This window comes from uncultured Campylobacter sp. (genome assembly GCF_937997535.1).
Lineage (GTDB): Bacteria > Campylobacterota > Campylobacteria > Campylobacterales > Campylobacteraceae > Campylobacter_B.
On record NZ_CALKTT010000010.1, the window covers coordinates 1 to 13123 of the forward strand.

Here is a 13123-nt window from a genome sequence, read left to right on the forward strand (position 1 = left end):
TATAAATTCTAGTATTGACGGAATTTCGTTAGATGAACTTTATGACGTCTTAAATAAGGCTTTAAAAGAATATGGCAATCGCGGTATTGACGGTAGAAAATTTCTACCAAAAGAACACCAGATTGTAACATTTTTGCACGATTGAGAAAGGATAAAAAATGACTGGCAAACAAGTCGATCAAAAATTTTAGTAGACATTGCAAGCGACAAGGACGTGCAACGTTAGCGGTACCGATGGCGGTGCGAGCACGAGAGAAATTTAGCGAAACGTGGCGCGAGCCTGAAACGCGATGTGTAAATTCAAAGTGAATTTTATCCAAACCCAACCGTGAGCAAGCGCGAGATAAAATTTTACTCAAACGCCCAGCGCGTGAGAAACCGCTAGCGGGTGCGGACTATTTGTAAATTTTAAAATTTCACTCAAATGCCGAGCGTAGATTTAGATGCGGGATGATCTCAAGCTCTGCGGGTGCCGTAAATTCCTTTTTACGCAGCTTTTCTATCGCCGCGCGCGCGATCATAGCGGCGTTGTCGGAGCAAAATTTCATCGGCGCGAAAAGTATCTCGCAGCCTGCCTGCTCGCACAGATCAGTCAAAAGCCCGCGCAGATGCAGGTTTGCACTCGCTCCGCCCACGACGCCGAATCGCGCAAATCGGCGCAGCTCAAAGATCCGCTGTAATTTATCCAGTATGTGCGCGCACGCCGCGTCCTCAAAGCAGCGCGCCAGATCGCGCATCGCCCGCTCATCCAGCTCGCCTGCCTCTTTTAGCTTTTCGATCTGCACGCGCACGGCGTTTTTAAGCCCCGAAAAGCTATACTCCAGCCGCCTGTCGCCCTTTAGCGGCACGGGCAGCTCAAACCTCGGCTCGCCGCCTTTTGCAAGCTCCTCTATGAGCGCGCCGCCCGGGTAGCCGAGGCCTAGCATCTTTGCGATCTTATCGAAGCTCTCGCCGAAGCTGTCGTCGCCCGTGGTCGCTAAAATTTCGATACCGCCCGCCGCGTCGATATCCAAAACCATCGTGTGCCCGCCGCTAACGAGCAAAACGCCCATCGGAAATCGCGCCTCGCCGCCTAAAAACAGCGAGTAAACGTGGCCTATGAGATGATTTACGCCGATGAGCGGCAGATTTAGCGCGAGCGCGAGCGCTTTTGCCATATTCACGCCGCCGATCAGGCTTACGCTAAGCCCCGGGGTATTGGTCGCTGCGACGGCGCTAAGCTCGCTAAAATAGGACTTTGCGCGCTGCAAAATCCGCGGCAGCGCCTCCGTATGCAGCCTCGCGGCAAGCTCGGGCACGACGCCGCCGTATTTAGAGTGATCGGCCTCCTGGCTTATTTTTTCGTAAAATTTCAGCTCGAAACTGCGCTCATCCATCACCGCGACCGAGCTGTCGTCGCAGCTGCTCTCAATAGCAAGTATCACACAAAATCCTTAAAATTTTTCGCTCATTATACTCAAAAATCGGCTTTGCGGCGCAGATGAAATTTTAAAATTTAAAACGGCGCGCTTTGAATTTTGTCTTTGTCGCGATATGTTCGCGCTCGCGGGGCTAAATTTTAAAGCGCGCCGTTCGGCTCGGTCGCGGTTCGTCTGCCTCGGCGGATAAATTTTAAATAGATGAAATTTTGGCAGTTGAAATTTAGCGAGCAAATTTAAAAAAGCCTTTGGATTTTAAAGCTCCAAAGGCCGTTGCGATTAAATTTAGCGGTAAATTTAAAGGTTAAATTTCGGGCTCCTGTTTTTTCTCGCCGCTTGGGATCGCCGTATCGTACCAGTCGAGCTTGCGAGTAAAATACATCACCAGCGAAATCACCGCGAATATCATTAAGCTTCCCATTAATAGGGCGTAGTCTTCGGAATTTAAGATGACGTAGAGGATCGCGTATGAAACGAGCTGAACGCAAGTGATGAAAACGCCCCAGCGCGCGCCTTTAAAAATCGCGCTTGCGTAGAAAAATACTATCGCGCTTACCGCGATCGCCGAAGCAGCATAGCTAAGCGCAAAGCCCATATGCTCGGAGAGTGAAAGTACCAGCAGGTAGAAAACGACGTCCTCAAGCCCGATGAGTAGATATTGGATCGGGTGGATGCGCTCGTGAGTATAAACCTCACACAAAAAGATCGCCAAAAACGGCACCGCTAAGAACAGCAGTGCGTAATCCGTGCAGCGCTTAATCAGCGAGTAGTTGTTCACGGGCTCGATGAAGCCGATGCTTACGGCGTCATTTCTATCGTCGTTGCTGTGCCAGTTCGTCATAGCGACGCGGTCATCTTGATCTGCAAGCCACGCAGGAGCAATGCCTGCGGCTAAGCCTGTAACTTCCCATGAAGCTTTAAAACCGCTAGCGCTTACCTCGCGCGATTTGGCGATAAAGCCGCCGCCAAAGCTAGGCGATGCCCAAGTAGAGCTAATTTCAAAACGGCTATTTTGCGCGATCGGAGCTAGATGAAGTGCCTCGCCGCCTTGGATTTTAAGCGTGCCGCTGATGCTAAAATCAGACGACAGCGCGGAAGTGGGGAGCTTGTAGATTAAACTCCGATCGAAAATTTTAGCTTCGGTGTTGCCGTGATATTGCTTAAGCTCCTTGCCGTTTAAGCTTAAAGCGGGGGAGGCGGTGAAGGATTTTTGATTGCCTACGCCGAGCACTAGCACGGCTTCGTCGAAATTTAGCCGCGCAGGATCGACGCCGAGCTCGGTATAGTTTATCGCCTCAAAGTCCGCTTTTAGCGCGAAGTCGCCGTTATATATCGGAACGCGAAAAATCCCGCGCTTTAGATAGGTGGGGTCGATCTCTGCCGCGAGGGAGTAGTTTTTAGGCACGATGATGAAATTTTTCTCTACGCGCCTTTTTACGAGTTCGTTGTTGCTTTTGTCTATCGCTTCGATTATCTCTGCGTAGGGCACTACGATCGCAAGGCCCTGGATTTGCAGCTCGCCGCCCACCGGTGTGAGGATCGAATCCTGCGCGAGCTGTTTGGTTTCGGAGCGGGAGTAGGTAAGATTATCGATAAAGCTTAGCGGGATTAGCAGCAGCAAAAGCAGCACTAAAACTATGAACGGTTTCGTCCAAAATGCCCCTCGGATGGCGTTTTTAGTATAATTTAACAAAGGCTCTCCTTTTAAGTAGAATTAAAAACAGAATTTTAACGATGAAGAGTAAATGGACGGCGCTTGAAGCGGGAGGAATCTTATAAATTCTAAACGAACTTTGGATGTGAAGCGCTGCGGATATCGCTTTGAATTTTGAGGATTTTGCCGCAAGCTAGAATTTCATTGCGAATGAGAATTTTGCTATTCGCAAGAATTTTACGAGAAAATTTCTGTTAGTAAGATTTAAAAGCTTGAAATTCTAAGTCTAAGAATTTCAAATTTATAAAGCCCTTGGAATTTTGAAATTCCAAGGGCTTTGAATTTTTAAAATTTCGCCGCTTTAGCGTGCAAAATTTCGTACCGTCATCTCGCGTAAGCTTTAAAATTTATACGCTACGCTTAGCTTGAAATTTCGTCCAGGCTCCCAGTCGATGGCATTTGCATCACCGGTGAAATCGGCGCTGCGCTGCGAGTGCGACGCGTAGGCTTTATTAAAGAGATTGTAAACGCCCGCGTTGATCTCAAGCCCTTTAAATCGCCCGCTATCCGGAGCGTAGGTCACATATAGATCGTGAACCGCGTAGCTAGGCACTTTTGTTTTTTCGTCGCTATTTGCGGAGGCTACGTTTTTGGAGTCGAAAAAGAGTAAGTTATAGCCCAGCAGTAGATCCGCCGCAGAGATTGCGTACTCGGCATTGAAGGTGTATTTATCGCCATAGTCGCGGTAGCCGATGATGTTTGAGCTTAGATAGCCCGAGCCGCTGCGCACGCGGTCTTTATATTCTACGTGCTGGTGTGTGTAGCCCGCAGCAAGGCTCAAATCATCTAATATCAATCTTGCGTAAAGCTCGATGCCGTCGATATCCGCACCGCCTGCGTTAGCCCTGCATAAGGTGCCCTGTGCGCCTCCCGGGCAGCCGACGATTCCGCCCGCCGCATTGTTATCTACGATGAGATTTTTATATTCCGTTCTGAAATACTTCGCAGTTAGGCTTACTGAGGAATTTTCTGCCAGATCGCTTTTGTAGCGACCGCCTATTTCGTAGGCGTTGCCCGTAGTGGCTTTTAAATTTTCGTTAGCCATCCAGCTTAGTGGTCTGCCGCGGCTAGTGCCCGCAGCCATCATGCTCTCCATTACGTCAGGTCCTCTAAATACCCGCGCATAGCTCGCAAACGCTCTAAATCCCGCGCCGATCTCGTAATCAAGCGCCAAGGCGGGGCTTACTTCGTTGAATTTATATTTGTAGCTAGAGATATTAGCACCTCTGCCGTTGTAAGTCTTTAGCTCGTGCCTTTCGTAGCGCACGCCGGGAGTTATCGTAAGCCCGCCGTAGCGCATAGCATCCTCGATATAAAAGCTATAATTATCAACCTTCTCGGGGCGTAGATTGCCGGGCTTAACGTAGTTTTCGGAGCGGTAGTAATCAAAGCCATAACGCAGCGTATGAGCCAGATCACCCGTTTCAAATTTACTCTTAGCACCGATTTTGCCGCCTTTGGTCTCGACGCCCCATTTTACGTTCGTTGAAGTCGATCCGATGCGTTGATGTTTAGTGTAATATCCCGTGATGTCGAGCTCTAGCAGGTCGCTTGGATTATACGTGTATTTGATCGTGTGTGTATCGCGTTCGTATTTGCGGTTATCCAGCTGTCCGTTTAACCATGAGCCGAATTCCGGTCGCAGCGGATAGAGACCTTTATACTGCATATGCTCGGTAGAGAGCGAAATTTTATGGAAATCCAAAAAGCTATAGCCCGCCTTGAATAGATAATTTATATCGTTGCCATCACCGCCCGTAGGTTTGCCATTGCCGGATTCGCCGAAGCCGTATCCGTAGTGCTTAAACGCAGCAAGCATATCTAGGCTATCAAACGCCCTGCCGTAGAGCATCGCACTTTGCGAATAGCCTTCGTTATTGCTCGTATAGCCCACTTTGAGCTTGGCGCCGATATCCTGACCGTCCTCAAGCATGTCAGAAGCGTCTACCGTCCTGAAGGCAACTGAGCCGCCCAAAGCGCCCGAGCCGTTCACGACTGAGCGCGCGCCTACATCGACCTCTACGGCTTTGATAAGATCCGGATCGATTAGTAAATCGGCGTTGTGATGAAAGGTATTGCCGTTTTGCTTCGCGCCGTCAATCGTGATATTTAAGCCACGATCGCTTACGCCACGCATATAAATTTTTTGATTCATGCCGTTGGTGCCGCCCACATACACGCCCGGAATGTCGCGAAATACGTCTTTTACGAGCGTAGCGTTGCGGGTGTTGATTTTGACATCATCCACGGTGCTAGGCGTGCTAGAATCGCTAGTAACTTCGATTACGCCTAGGCTTTGCGTATTTGAATCCTTGCTTTTGGACGCGTCCGTAGTGCTTGATTTCTCGTCTGCTTGTGCGCTTAAGCAAAGAACCGCGCACAAAGACAAAGCCAGATGAAATTTTTTCATACGAAATTCCCAAATGATAATAAGATTAAAAAACGGCGAATAATATAAAATCAATCCTTTATTTTATATTAATTATCAAGATGTTTTAAAATCATTAAAATTCTATCACCGAATGCTTTATTATCATTAAATAAAGCTAAATGATAAAATATAATTTAAATATCGATCATCAAAATTTTAGTAAAAATTAAATCTATTTTTGATAAAATCGCTCATTTTTTTGGCAAGGCGCTTTGCTGAATTTATAAAAATTTTTAAAATTTTTAAGGAGAGCTTATGGGCATTATGGAATTTTTGGCGCATTACGTGGATTACATTATCTTTGCGATCCTCGGATTTATGAGCTTTTTAGTTGTGTGGTTTACTATCGAAAGGCTGCTTTTTTATTCGAAGGTTAAGGCGAGCGATTACAAAAGCAAGGCGCTATATGAAGAGGCTCTGACAAAAAATTTAACGACGCTTTATATTGTTTATTCAAATGCTCCGTACATCGGTCTTTTAGGTACTGTCATCGGCATTATGATCACATTTTTTGATATGAGTACTGCAAGCGGTATCGATACCAAGGCTATCATGCAAGGTCTCTCGCTTGCCCTTAAAGCTACGGCTACGGGTCTAGTAGTCGCCGTGCCTACGCTTATCATCTACAATGGCTTTGTTCGCAAGGTAGATGTGCTTCTAAACCGCTACGATGAGGTTAAATAAATGAGCATTCCTAGACGAGACGGGCTAAATATCGTCCCGTTCATTGACATTATGCTGGTGCTGTTAGCGATCGTGCTTAGTGTCTCGACTTTCATTGCGCAGGGGCATATCAAGGTAAATCTTCCATCTTCTTCAAGCTCGCAAAACCCGCAAGAGGATAAAAAAGTTACCATTAAAGTGGATAGCGAATCTAAAATTTACCTAGACGATATTGCAATAAGCGAGGATGAGCTTGAGAAAAAAATTGCCGCTCTCGATAAAAACGATCTTGTCGTATTGAAAAACGATAAAGACTCGAAATTTTCCTCTTTCATTTCTATCATGGATGTCCTAAAAAAGGCGGGCCATGAAAAATTTGCGATCGTGACCGAAAAAGAGCAATGAATAAAGATAGCGCAGTAGGTTTCATTGTATCTTTGGTGCTGCATTGCATCATCGCTGTGGGTGTTTTCGTATTTATATCCTCGGCGCCGAAGCCGCCTAGCATGCCCGATATGATAGCCTTTTCCATCGATAGTATAACGGACGAGGCTAGGCAGGGCGATATCTCGGATGAGCCGAATATCCCGCCTCCTTCCGATCAGTCCGAGTCTGAACCGGAGCCCGAGCCCACTCCGCCGGAGCCCGAGCCCGAACCGGAACCAACTCCGCCTGAGCCGGAACCGATACCGGAGCCTGAGCCGATTCCTGAACCCGAGCCGATACCGGAGCCCGTAGTCGAAAAACCCAAACCGGTCGAAAAGCCCAAGCCAAAGCCAGTAGAAAAACCAAAACCGGTCGAAAAACCTAAGCCTAAAAAAGAGCATAAAGTTCAAAGCAGCGATAAGAATTTAACGGCAAAATTTGATCCGACAAAGCCTATTTCGCTGGGTAGCGGCGGCGGAGGTGGCTCCAGTAGCGCAGGTGGCGGTAGCGACGCTATAACAAGCCGCGGCGATCCTAGCAATAGCGATGTCGGCAAGAAAATTTTCGCCATCATTTCGCGCTACGCGCAGTCACACTACCCTAAAAATGCCCAGCGTATGCGTAAAATCGGCGTCGTAGGCGTGCACTTTACATATACGGCAAGCGGCGATGTTAAAGGTCTTCGTGTTACGTCTTCCTCGAATGTCGATTCGCTTGATGAGGGCGCATTAAGCGCAGTCGAGCGCACAAAAGGTAGCTTTCCAAAGGTCGAGAAAGATATGGAATTTAACTTTAGCATAAAATATACGTTAAATTTTAACTAGCCTTAAAGCTTCTACTAAAAACTTCTGCCTGGGCGGTGAAATTTTAAAAATTCACCGCTCTTGCCGTTTTATCTTAGCTCGCAAAATTCTATCTTGGCAAAGTGAAATTTTAAAATTTACTGCTCTTGCTGCCGCTTCTGCCGCGCTAGTTTTTACAAACGGATTGGCGCCGTGAAATTTAAAATTTAAACGGAGAAAATTATGTCTTTTTAAATTTAGCCAAGCAAGCATCTTAAAGCGTTAAAATTTTAAATTTAAGCTGCGAAATTGCTAGGAAATTCCACTGATTTTAATGGAATTTTTACTATAATTTTGTATGAAATTTAAAAGATTAAAGGAAATTTATGATAGACGTTTACGACTTGGCGGTGATCGGCGGTGGTCCTTGCGGCATCGCTTCCGTAGTAGAAGCCAAAAGAAACGGGCTTGCGCACGTACTTCTGCTTGAAAAAGGCGACAACCACTCTCAAACGATTAGGCAGTTTTACAAAGATAAAAAGCGCGTCGATAAAGAATATAAAGGTTTTGACAGCGAGACGCGCGGCTCTATTTCGTTTGAAACCGGCACAAAAGAGAGCGTGCTAAATTATTTCGACGAGCTCTTAGATAGCGATGAAATCGATACGAATTTCAAAAGTGAGGTCGAAAAGATCGAAAAGCACGCAGATGAGTTTTATATCACGACTAGCTCGGCTGGATACCGCGCGCGCAACGTCATCGTCGCAATTGGCAGGATGGGCAAGCCTAATAAGCCCGCTTATAAAATTCCGCCTTCAATCACGCAACGGGTAAATTTCAATCTCGATAAATGCACGATCAATGAAAAAATTCTAGTCGTTGGAGGCGGTAACTCAGCTGCGGAATACGCTATAGCGCTATGTAAGACCAATGTCGTAACGCTTTGCTATCGCAAGCCTAAATTTACCCGCCTAAATGAGACGAACGAAAGCGACGTAATGCGCGAGACCAAATACGGCAACATCATCTTGCGCTTAGGTATCGATATAGAGGCTCTTGAGAATGAAAACGGCAAGGTGCTGGTAAAATTTGATAATGGCACCGAGCTCGTGTTTGACCGCGTGATATACGCGATCGGCGGCACGAGCCCGATCGATTTTCTTAAAAAATGCGGCATCGCTTACGATGAAAACGGCGTGCCGATCGTGGATGAAAATCTCCAGACTGCCACTAGCGGGCTTTACGTCGGCGGAGATCTCATCAGCAGAAGTGGTGGATCGATCGTGGTGGCGATAAATCACGCTCATACCATCATCAAAAATATCCGCAGATGAGGCTTTATCAGCCAAAAAAGGGTTATCGCTACACTAGCGATACGATTTTTTTGTGGAATTTTATAAGAAGCTCAGGCGTGCGTAAAGCTGACGCAGCATCGCAAAATGGCTCTTGGGCGCTGGGCTGTGGCGCGGAATTTAAAGACGCGACAGATGGAGGCTTTAATGCGCAGTTTTGCGCTTCGGATTTCGCAGGCGGCGAAGCGGAATTTTGCGCCGAGGATTGCGTTTTTAGCAAAGAAGAGTCGTATGCCGCTAACCATAGCGTGGGGAATGATCGCGATTTTGGAAGTAATGGCTGCGCTGAACTTAAGGCGGAATTTAAAATGGAATTTCGAGCGGAATTTCAGGAGAAATTTCAAAGCGAGCGCTATAAAAATTCCGATTTTCAAAACGACGAAGCCCAGCATGCTTTAAAGCCTGATATCGCAAGCGGTGAAAATTTTAAATTTTGTGACGAGCAAATCGCGCAGTCTTTAGAATCTCAAAAGACGCACGATAAAGATTTCGCGAGCAAATTTGAAGACGCCAAGGTGCGCGAGGATTTTGCTGCGGAGTGCTTGCGTGATGGGGGGTTTGCAGTTTGCGATGAGCGTAGTTTAAAAAGCGCTCTAAATCCGCGAGCGATATACGGCGACGTGCTGGATGTGGGCGCAGGATGTGGAATTTTGGGATTTTTGCTAAAACGCGATTTTAAAAGCATCAATCTAAGCTTGCTAGAAATTCAAGAGCGAAATTTAGAAATCTTAAGGATAAATTCTTTGCAAAACGATCTGCCTGCCGAGATTTTGCACGCGGATTTTGCGGAGTTTAAAAGCGAGAAGCGTTTTGACTTTATCGTCTCAAATCCGCCCTTTTATCGAGAGCGCATTTCGCTTAGCAAAGAGCCTCATATGGCGCTTAGTAAGAGCACAGCAAGCCTTAGGCTACGGGATTTTGTGCGATCTGCGAACGCTCATCTCAAGCCTGGTGGCACACTTATTTTTTGCTACGAGGCGGGCAAGCTAGCTAAAATTTGCGAGCTTTTGGGCGAGTTTAGGCTAAATTTGACGAGGCTTGGTTTTGTCTATCCCGACATTTCAAAGCCCGCTAAGCTCGTGCTTTTGCAGGCTCGTAAGAACTCGCGCTCGCCCTGTGAGATCGTCCTTCCGATCTATGCTAGCGCGCACGGAAAGCGCACCGCACAAGCCCACGCGATCTACAAAAGCGCGGATCTGACGAGCGTGGATTATGAGTGAGTTCGGCTTTAGCTTCAATGCTAGCGCGTGCGAGCGCTGCGGCGGCAAGTGCTGCACGGGAGAGAGCGGCTATATCTGGATAGATGAGAGCGAGATTGCGGCGCTGGCGGTAAAATTTGAAATTTCGCCCGCGGAGCTTAAAAGGACGTATTTGGATAAGATAGGCGTTAGATTTAGCGTAAAAGAAAAGCCCTTTGAAGGCGGCTTAGCGTGCGTGTTTTTTGACGAAGCGCAGCGAAACTGCGGGATTTACGAGCTGCGTCCGAAGCAGTGCCACAGTTTTCCATTTTGGGAATATTTTAAAACGCATACTAAAGAATTGGAGGAAGAATGTATCGGGGTAAGGTTTTAAGCGGAATTTTAATCGCGGCGATGATTTTAGCGCCGCAGTATCTAAGTGCGGAGAGGGGGGCGAATGCTGCAGCAGCGAAGCAGTCCGTTACGGATAAAAAGGCGTCTGATCGGAATTCCAGCATTGGCACAAAAAACGGTGCAAAAGATGCAATTAAAAAGAGCTTGATAAATCGCGGCGTAAGCGCCAAAAGTATAACCAAAGAAAAGTTAAATCACGCGATGCGAGCGCAAGAAGACGCCGAGCTAAATTTTGATTTGCTTACAGCTTTGGAGCTACTGCATAAAGATCCCGTCGCATCGATGTTTTTATACGAAAAGGCATACAATAAAACGGGCTCGTCCGTTTATCTGCTAGAAGCGCTAAAGACTGCTTTTGCGATCAAAGATCGTAAAAATACGGCGCGCTATTTAAAGCTCGGCGAAAAAAGCCTAAACTCAGACTCCGAGTATCTGCGAGTAAAAATCGGCTACTACTTAGGCATTAAAGATAATCTAAATGCCAATACCGCTGCTCTTAAGCTGGTCACCGTAGATCCAGTTTCGCGTAGTTACGCGATCTTAGCGGCGACATATTATGCGATGGAGAATTTTACTTTGGCCAAAACCTACTTTGAAAAAGCCTATGAGCTAGACAAAACCGACGAAAATCTCATCAGGTTATGCGACGTGCTGCTAAATAAACTCGATGATTCGGACGGAGCGATCCGTATCATCGAGACGCACAGGCGCATCTACGGCTGCGCCCAGGGTATGGCGTGCGAGCTGCTAGCTGATGTGTATCGCGCGAATAAACGCTATTTGGATGTCGCTAAGATCGATGAAGCGCTGTATGAATCCAAAGGGGATAATAAATTTTTAGACGATATGATAGCGATTTATTACTACTCAAACGACTTTGATAAAATAATCGAGCTTTTGAAGAAATACGACTACAAGCGCGAGCTTCTAATCGATGCCTACGCGCATAAAAAAGACTATAAAACCGCGATTAAAATGGCACGCGATGAGTTTATGAAGACCAAAAATTACGACTTTTTGGCGATCGAGGCGATCTACGAATATGAAAGTGCGGGCAAAAACGTAGATGCCAAGACCCTATCTAGCGTAGTGGCAAAATTTGAAAATATCGCGCCGCAGCTTAAAGACCCCGTGCATCTAAACTACTACGGCTACATCCTAATAGATCACGATTTGGACGTTCGCAAAGGCATCGAGCTCGTCCGCCGCGCCCTGCAAAAAGACCCCGACTCACCGTATTATCTAGACTCGCTTGCTTGGGGATACTACAAGCTTGGCGAGTGCGACAAGGCTAAAAATGAAATGGCTAAGATCAAAGACGCAGAATTTTTTAATTCCGCCGAAGGCAAAGAGCATTTGGAGGCGATCGATGCGTGCGCCGCTGGCACAGGCGTAGCGCCGCAGAATTCTATATCGCAAAACCCCGCTACGATAAAAGGCTCTGCGCCGAAAGATCAGGCGCCGCAAAGCCCGGCAATAAAAACCCCTACGTCTGATTCCATAAAATCTACGGCGCCCGAAAGCTCTGTGTTAGATTCCGCACGTCCGAGCTCCGCTGCAACGAGTGATTTAACGCCAAAAGACTCCGCTTCGCAAAATTCTGCCGGGTCTGCAAATTCCATGGTTCAAAACCAGACACCAAATTCCGCGGCTTCTGAAAATTTTGCGACGCCTATAAATTCCGCCGCGCAGAATTCTGTCTCGTCAAGACAAAATTCCGTATCGAGGCAGGATTTTGTGCCAGAGCAAAATTCTACGTCGAAAGAGCCCACCGGCTCTAAAATCCAGACACCAAAGCAGTAGCGATGATTTTGGATGAAATTTTAAAACGTACTCGCGAGGATCTCGCGCTTCGCAAAGAAAGGCTGCCCGAGGATCTGCTCGGCCGCTCGCTAAGCGCTAATCCCTACGAGCCGAGGGGCGTCATAAGCGCACTTAGAAGCGACGAGAAGGATCCGCTTCGCATCATCGCCGAGATTAAAAAGGCAAGCCCGAGCAAGGGGATCATCCGAGAGGATTTTGAGCCGCTAAGCCTTGCGGTGGAGTACGAAAATGCAGGTGCGAGCGTCTTTTCGGTGCTTACCGAGCCGCATTATTTCAGAGGCGATTTGGAGTTCATCCCGCAGATCCGCCGTTATACGCATACGCCCATTTTGCGCAAGGATTTCATCATAGATCGCTATCAGATCCTCGAGGCGCTGGTTTACGGCGCGGATTTTATCCTGCTGATCGCCAAAGCGCTTGAGCGCAAGGAGCTAAGAGAACTACTTGAGTTTGCCCGCAGGCTTGGGCTTCGGGCGCTGTGCGAGATCCACGATAAGGACGATCTGAAAAAAGTGGTCTTCGCAGGCGCCGATATTATCGGCATCAACCATCGAAATTTAGAGACTTTCGAGGTCGATACGAGCCTGAGCGAGCGGCTAATCCCGCTGATTCCAAACGGCAAGATCATCGTCGCCGAAAGCGGTCTGCACTCGCACGAGCAGCTTAAAAGCCTGCACGAGGCGGGCGTCGATGCGTTTTTGATCGGCGAGCATTTTATGCGCCAAAATGACGTCGGCGCGGCACTGCGCGAGATAAAGTTCGGCGCGGGCGGCAAAATTTAAATTCGGTTCGTTTGATCGCGCAAGCTTAAACCCGAAGCGAGCGGTTAAATTTAGCGAACGGAGCGAAATTTTAAGGCAGTAAATTTTAAAATTCGTAAAATTCGGCGGACTTTAAAATTTAACGGCTCTTTAAATTTAG

11 protein-coding genes are annotated in these 13123 nt (G+C 47.3%); 8 read left to right on the top strand and 3 right to left on the bottom strand.

Going from position 1 to position 13123, the window contains the following annotated elements; translation table 11 throughout:
• Window positions 1–416: 416 nt before the first annotated feature.
• From tsaD to Q0117_RS01320, 3 genes are all read right to left on the bottom strand, one after another.
• Window positions 417–1424: a tRNA (adenosine(37)-N6)-threonylcarbamoyltransferase complex transferase subunit TsaD gene (gene tsaD, locus Q0117_RS01310; protein ID WP_297921472.1), complete on the bottom strand. Its 1008-nt coding sequence runs from the start codon at window positions 1422–1424 to the stop codon at window positions 417–419.
• 298 nt (window positions 1425–1722) lie between these two features.
• Window positions 1723–3111: a cell envelope integrity protein CreD gene (gene creD / locus Q0117_RS01315; RefSeq protein WP_297921475.1), complete on the bottom strand. Its 1389-nt coding sequence runs from the start codon at window positions 3109–3111 to the stop codon at window positions 1723–1725.
• Window positions 3112–3472: 361 nt separating this feature from the next.
• Window positions 3473–5542, bottom strand: coding sequence for a TonB-dependent receptor (locus Q0117_RS01320; RefSeq protein WP_297921478.1), 2070 nt, complete (start codon window positions 5540–5542; stop codon window positions 3473–3475).
• A gap of 285 nt (window positions 5543–5827) precedes the next feature.
• Here Q0117_RS01320 and exbB point away from each other — a divergent pair, with 285 nt between their 5' ends.
• The 8 genes from exbB to trpC all read left to right on the top strand — a co-directional run bounded on the left by exbB (window position 5828) and on the right by trpC (window position 12984).
• Complete coding sequence (gene exbB, locus Q0117_RS01325; protein WP_040304198.1) at window positions 5828–6247, top strand: TonB-system energizer ExbB; 420 nt, start codon at window positions 5828–5830, stop codon at window positions 6245–6247.
• Complete coding sequence (exbD, locus tag Q0117_RS01330; RefSeq protein ID WP_177389020.1) at window positions 6248–6631, top strand: TonB system transport protein ExbD; 384 nt, start codon at window positions 6248–6250, stop codon at window positions 6629–6631.
• Window positions 6628–7476, top strand: coding sequence for an energy transducer TonB (locus tag Q0117_RS01335; protein WP_297921482.1), 849 nt, complete (start codon window positions 6628–6630; stop codon window positions 7474–7476). Before exbD ends, Q0117_RS01335 begins: the two co-directional genes overlap by 4 nt.
• A 344-nt stretch (window positions 7477–7820) precedes the next feature.
• Window positions 7821–8768 (top strand): NAD(P)-binding domain-containing protein, encoded by a 948-nt coding sequence (locus Q0117_RS01340; RefSeq protein WP_297897124.1) that lies wholly within the window; start codon window positions 7821–7823, stop codon window positions 8766–8768.
• Entirely contained in the window at window positions 8765–10006 is a 1242-nt protein-coding gene (locus Q0117_RS01345) for a methyltransferase (RefSeq protein ID WP_297921487.1), read from the top strand. Before Q0117_RS01340 ends, Q0117_RS01345 begins: the two co-directional genes overlap by 4 nt.
• Entirely contained in the window at window positions 9999–10358 is a 360-nt protein-coding gene (locus Q0117_RS01350; RefSeq protein ID WP_297921490.1) for a YkgJ family cysteine cluster protein, read from the top strand. Before Q0117_RS01345 ends, Q0117_RS01350 begins: the two co-directional genes overlap by 8 nt.
• Window positions 10337–12181: a hypothetical protein gene (locus Q0117_RS01355; protein WP_297921494.1), complete on the top strand. Its 1845-nt coding sequence runs from the start codon at window positions 10337–10339 to the stop codon at window positions 12179–12181. Before Q0117_RS01350 ends, Q0117_RS01355 begins: the two co-directional genes overlap by 22 nt.
• Window positions 12182–12183: 2 nt before the next feature.
• On the top strand, window positions 12184–12984 hold the full coding sequence (gene trpC, locus Q0117_RS01360; protein ID WP_297921497.1) for an indole-3-glycerol phosphate synthase TrpC: 801 nt from the start codon (window positions 12184–12186) through the stop codon (window positions 12982–12984).
• The last annotated feature ends 139 nt before the right edge of the window (window positions 12985–13123 follow it).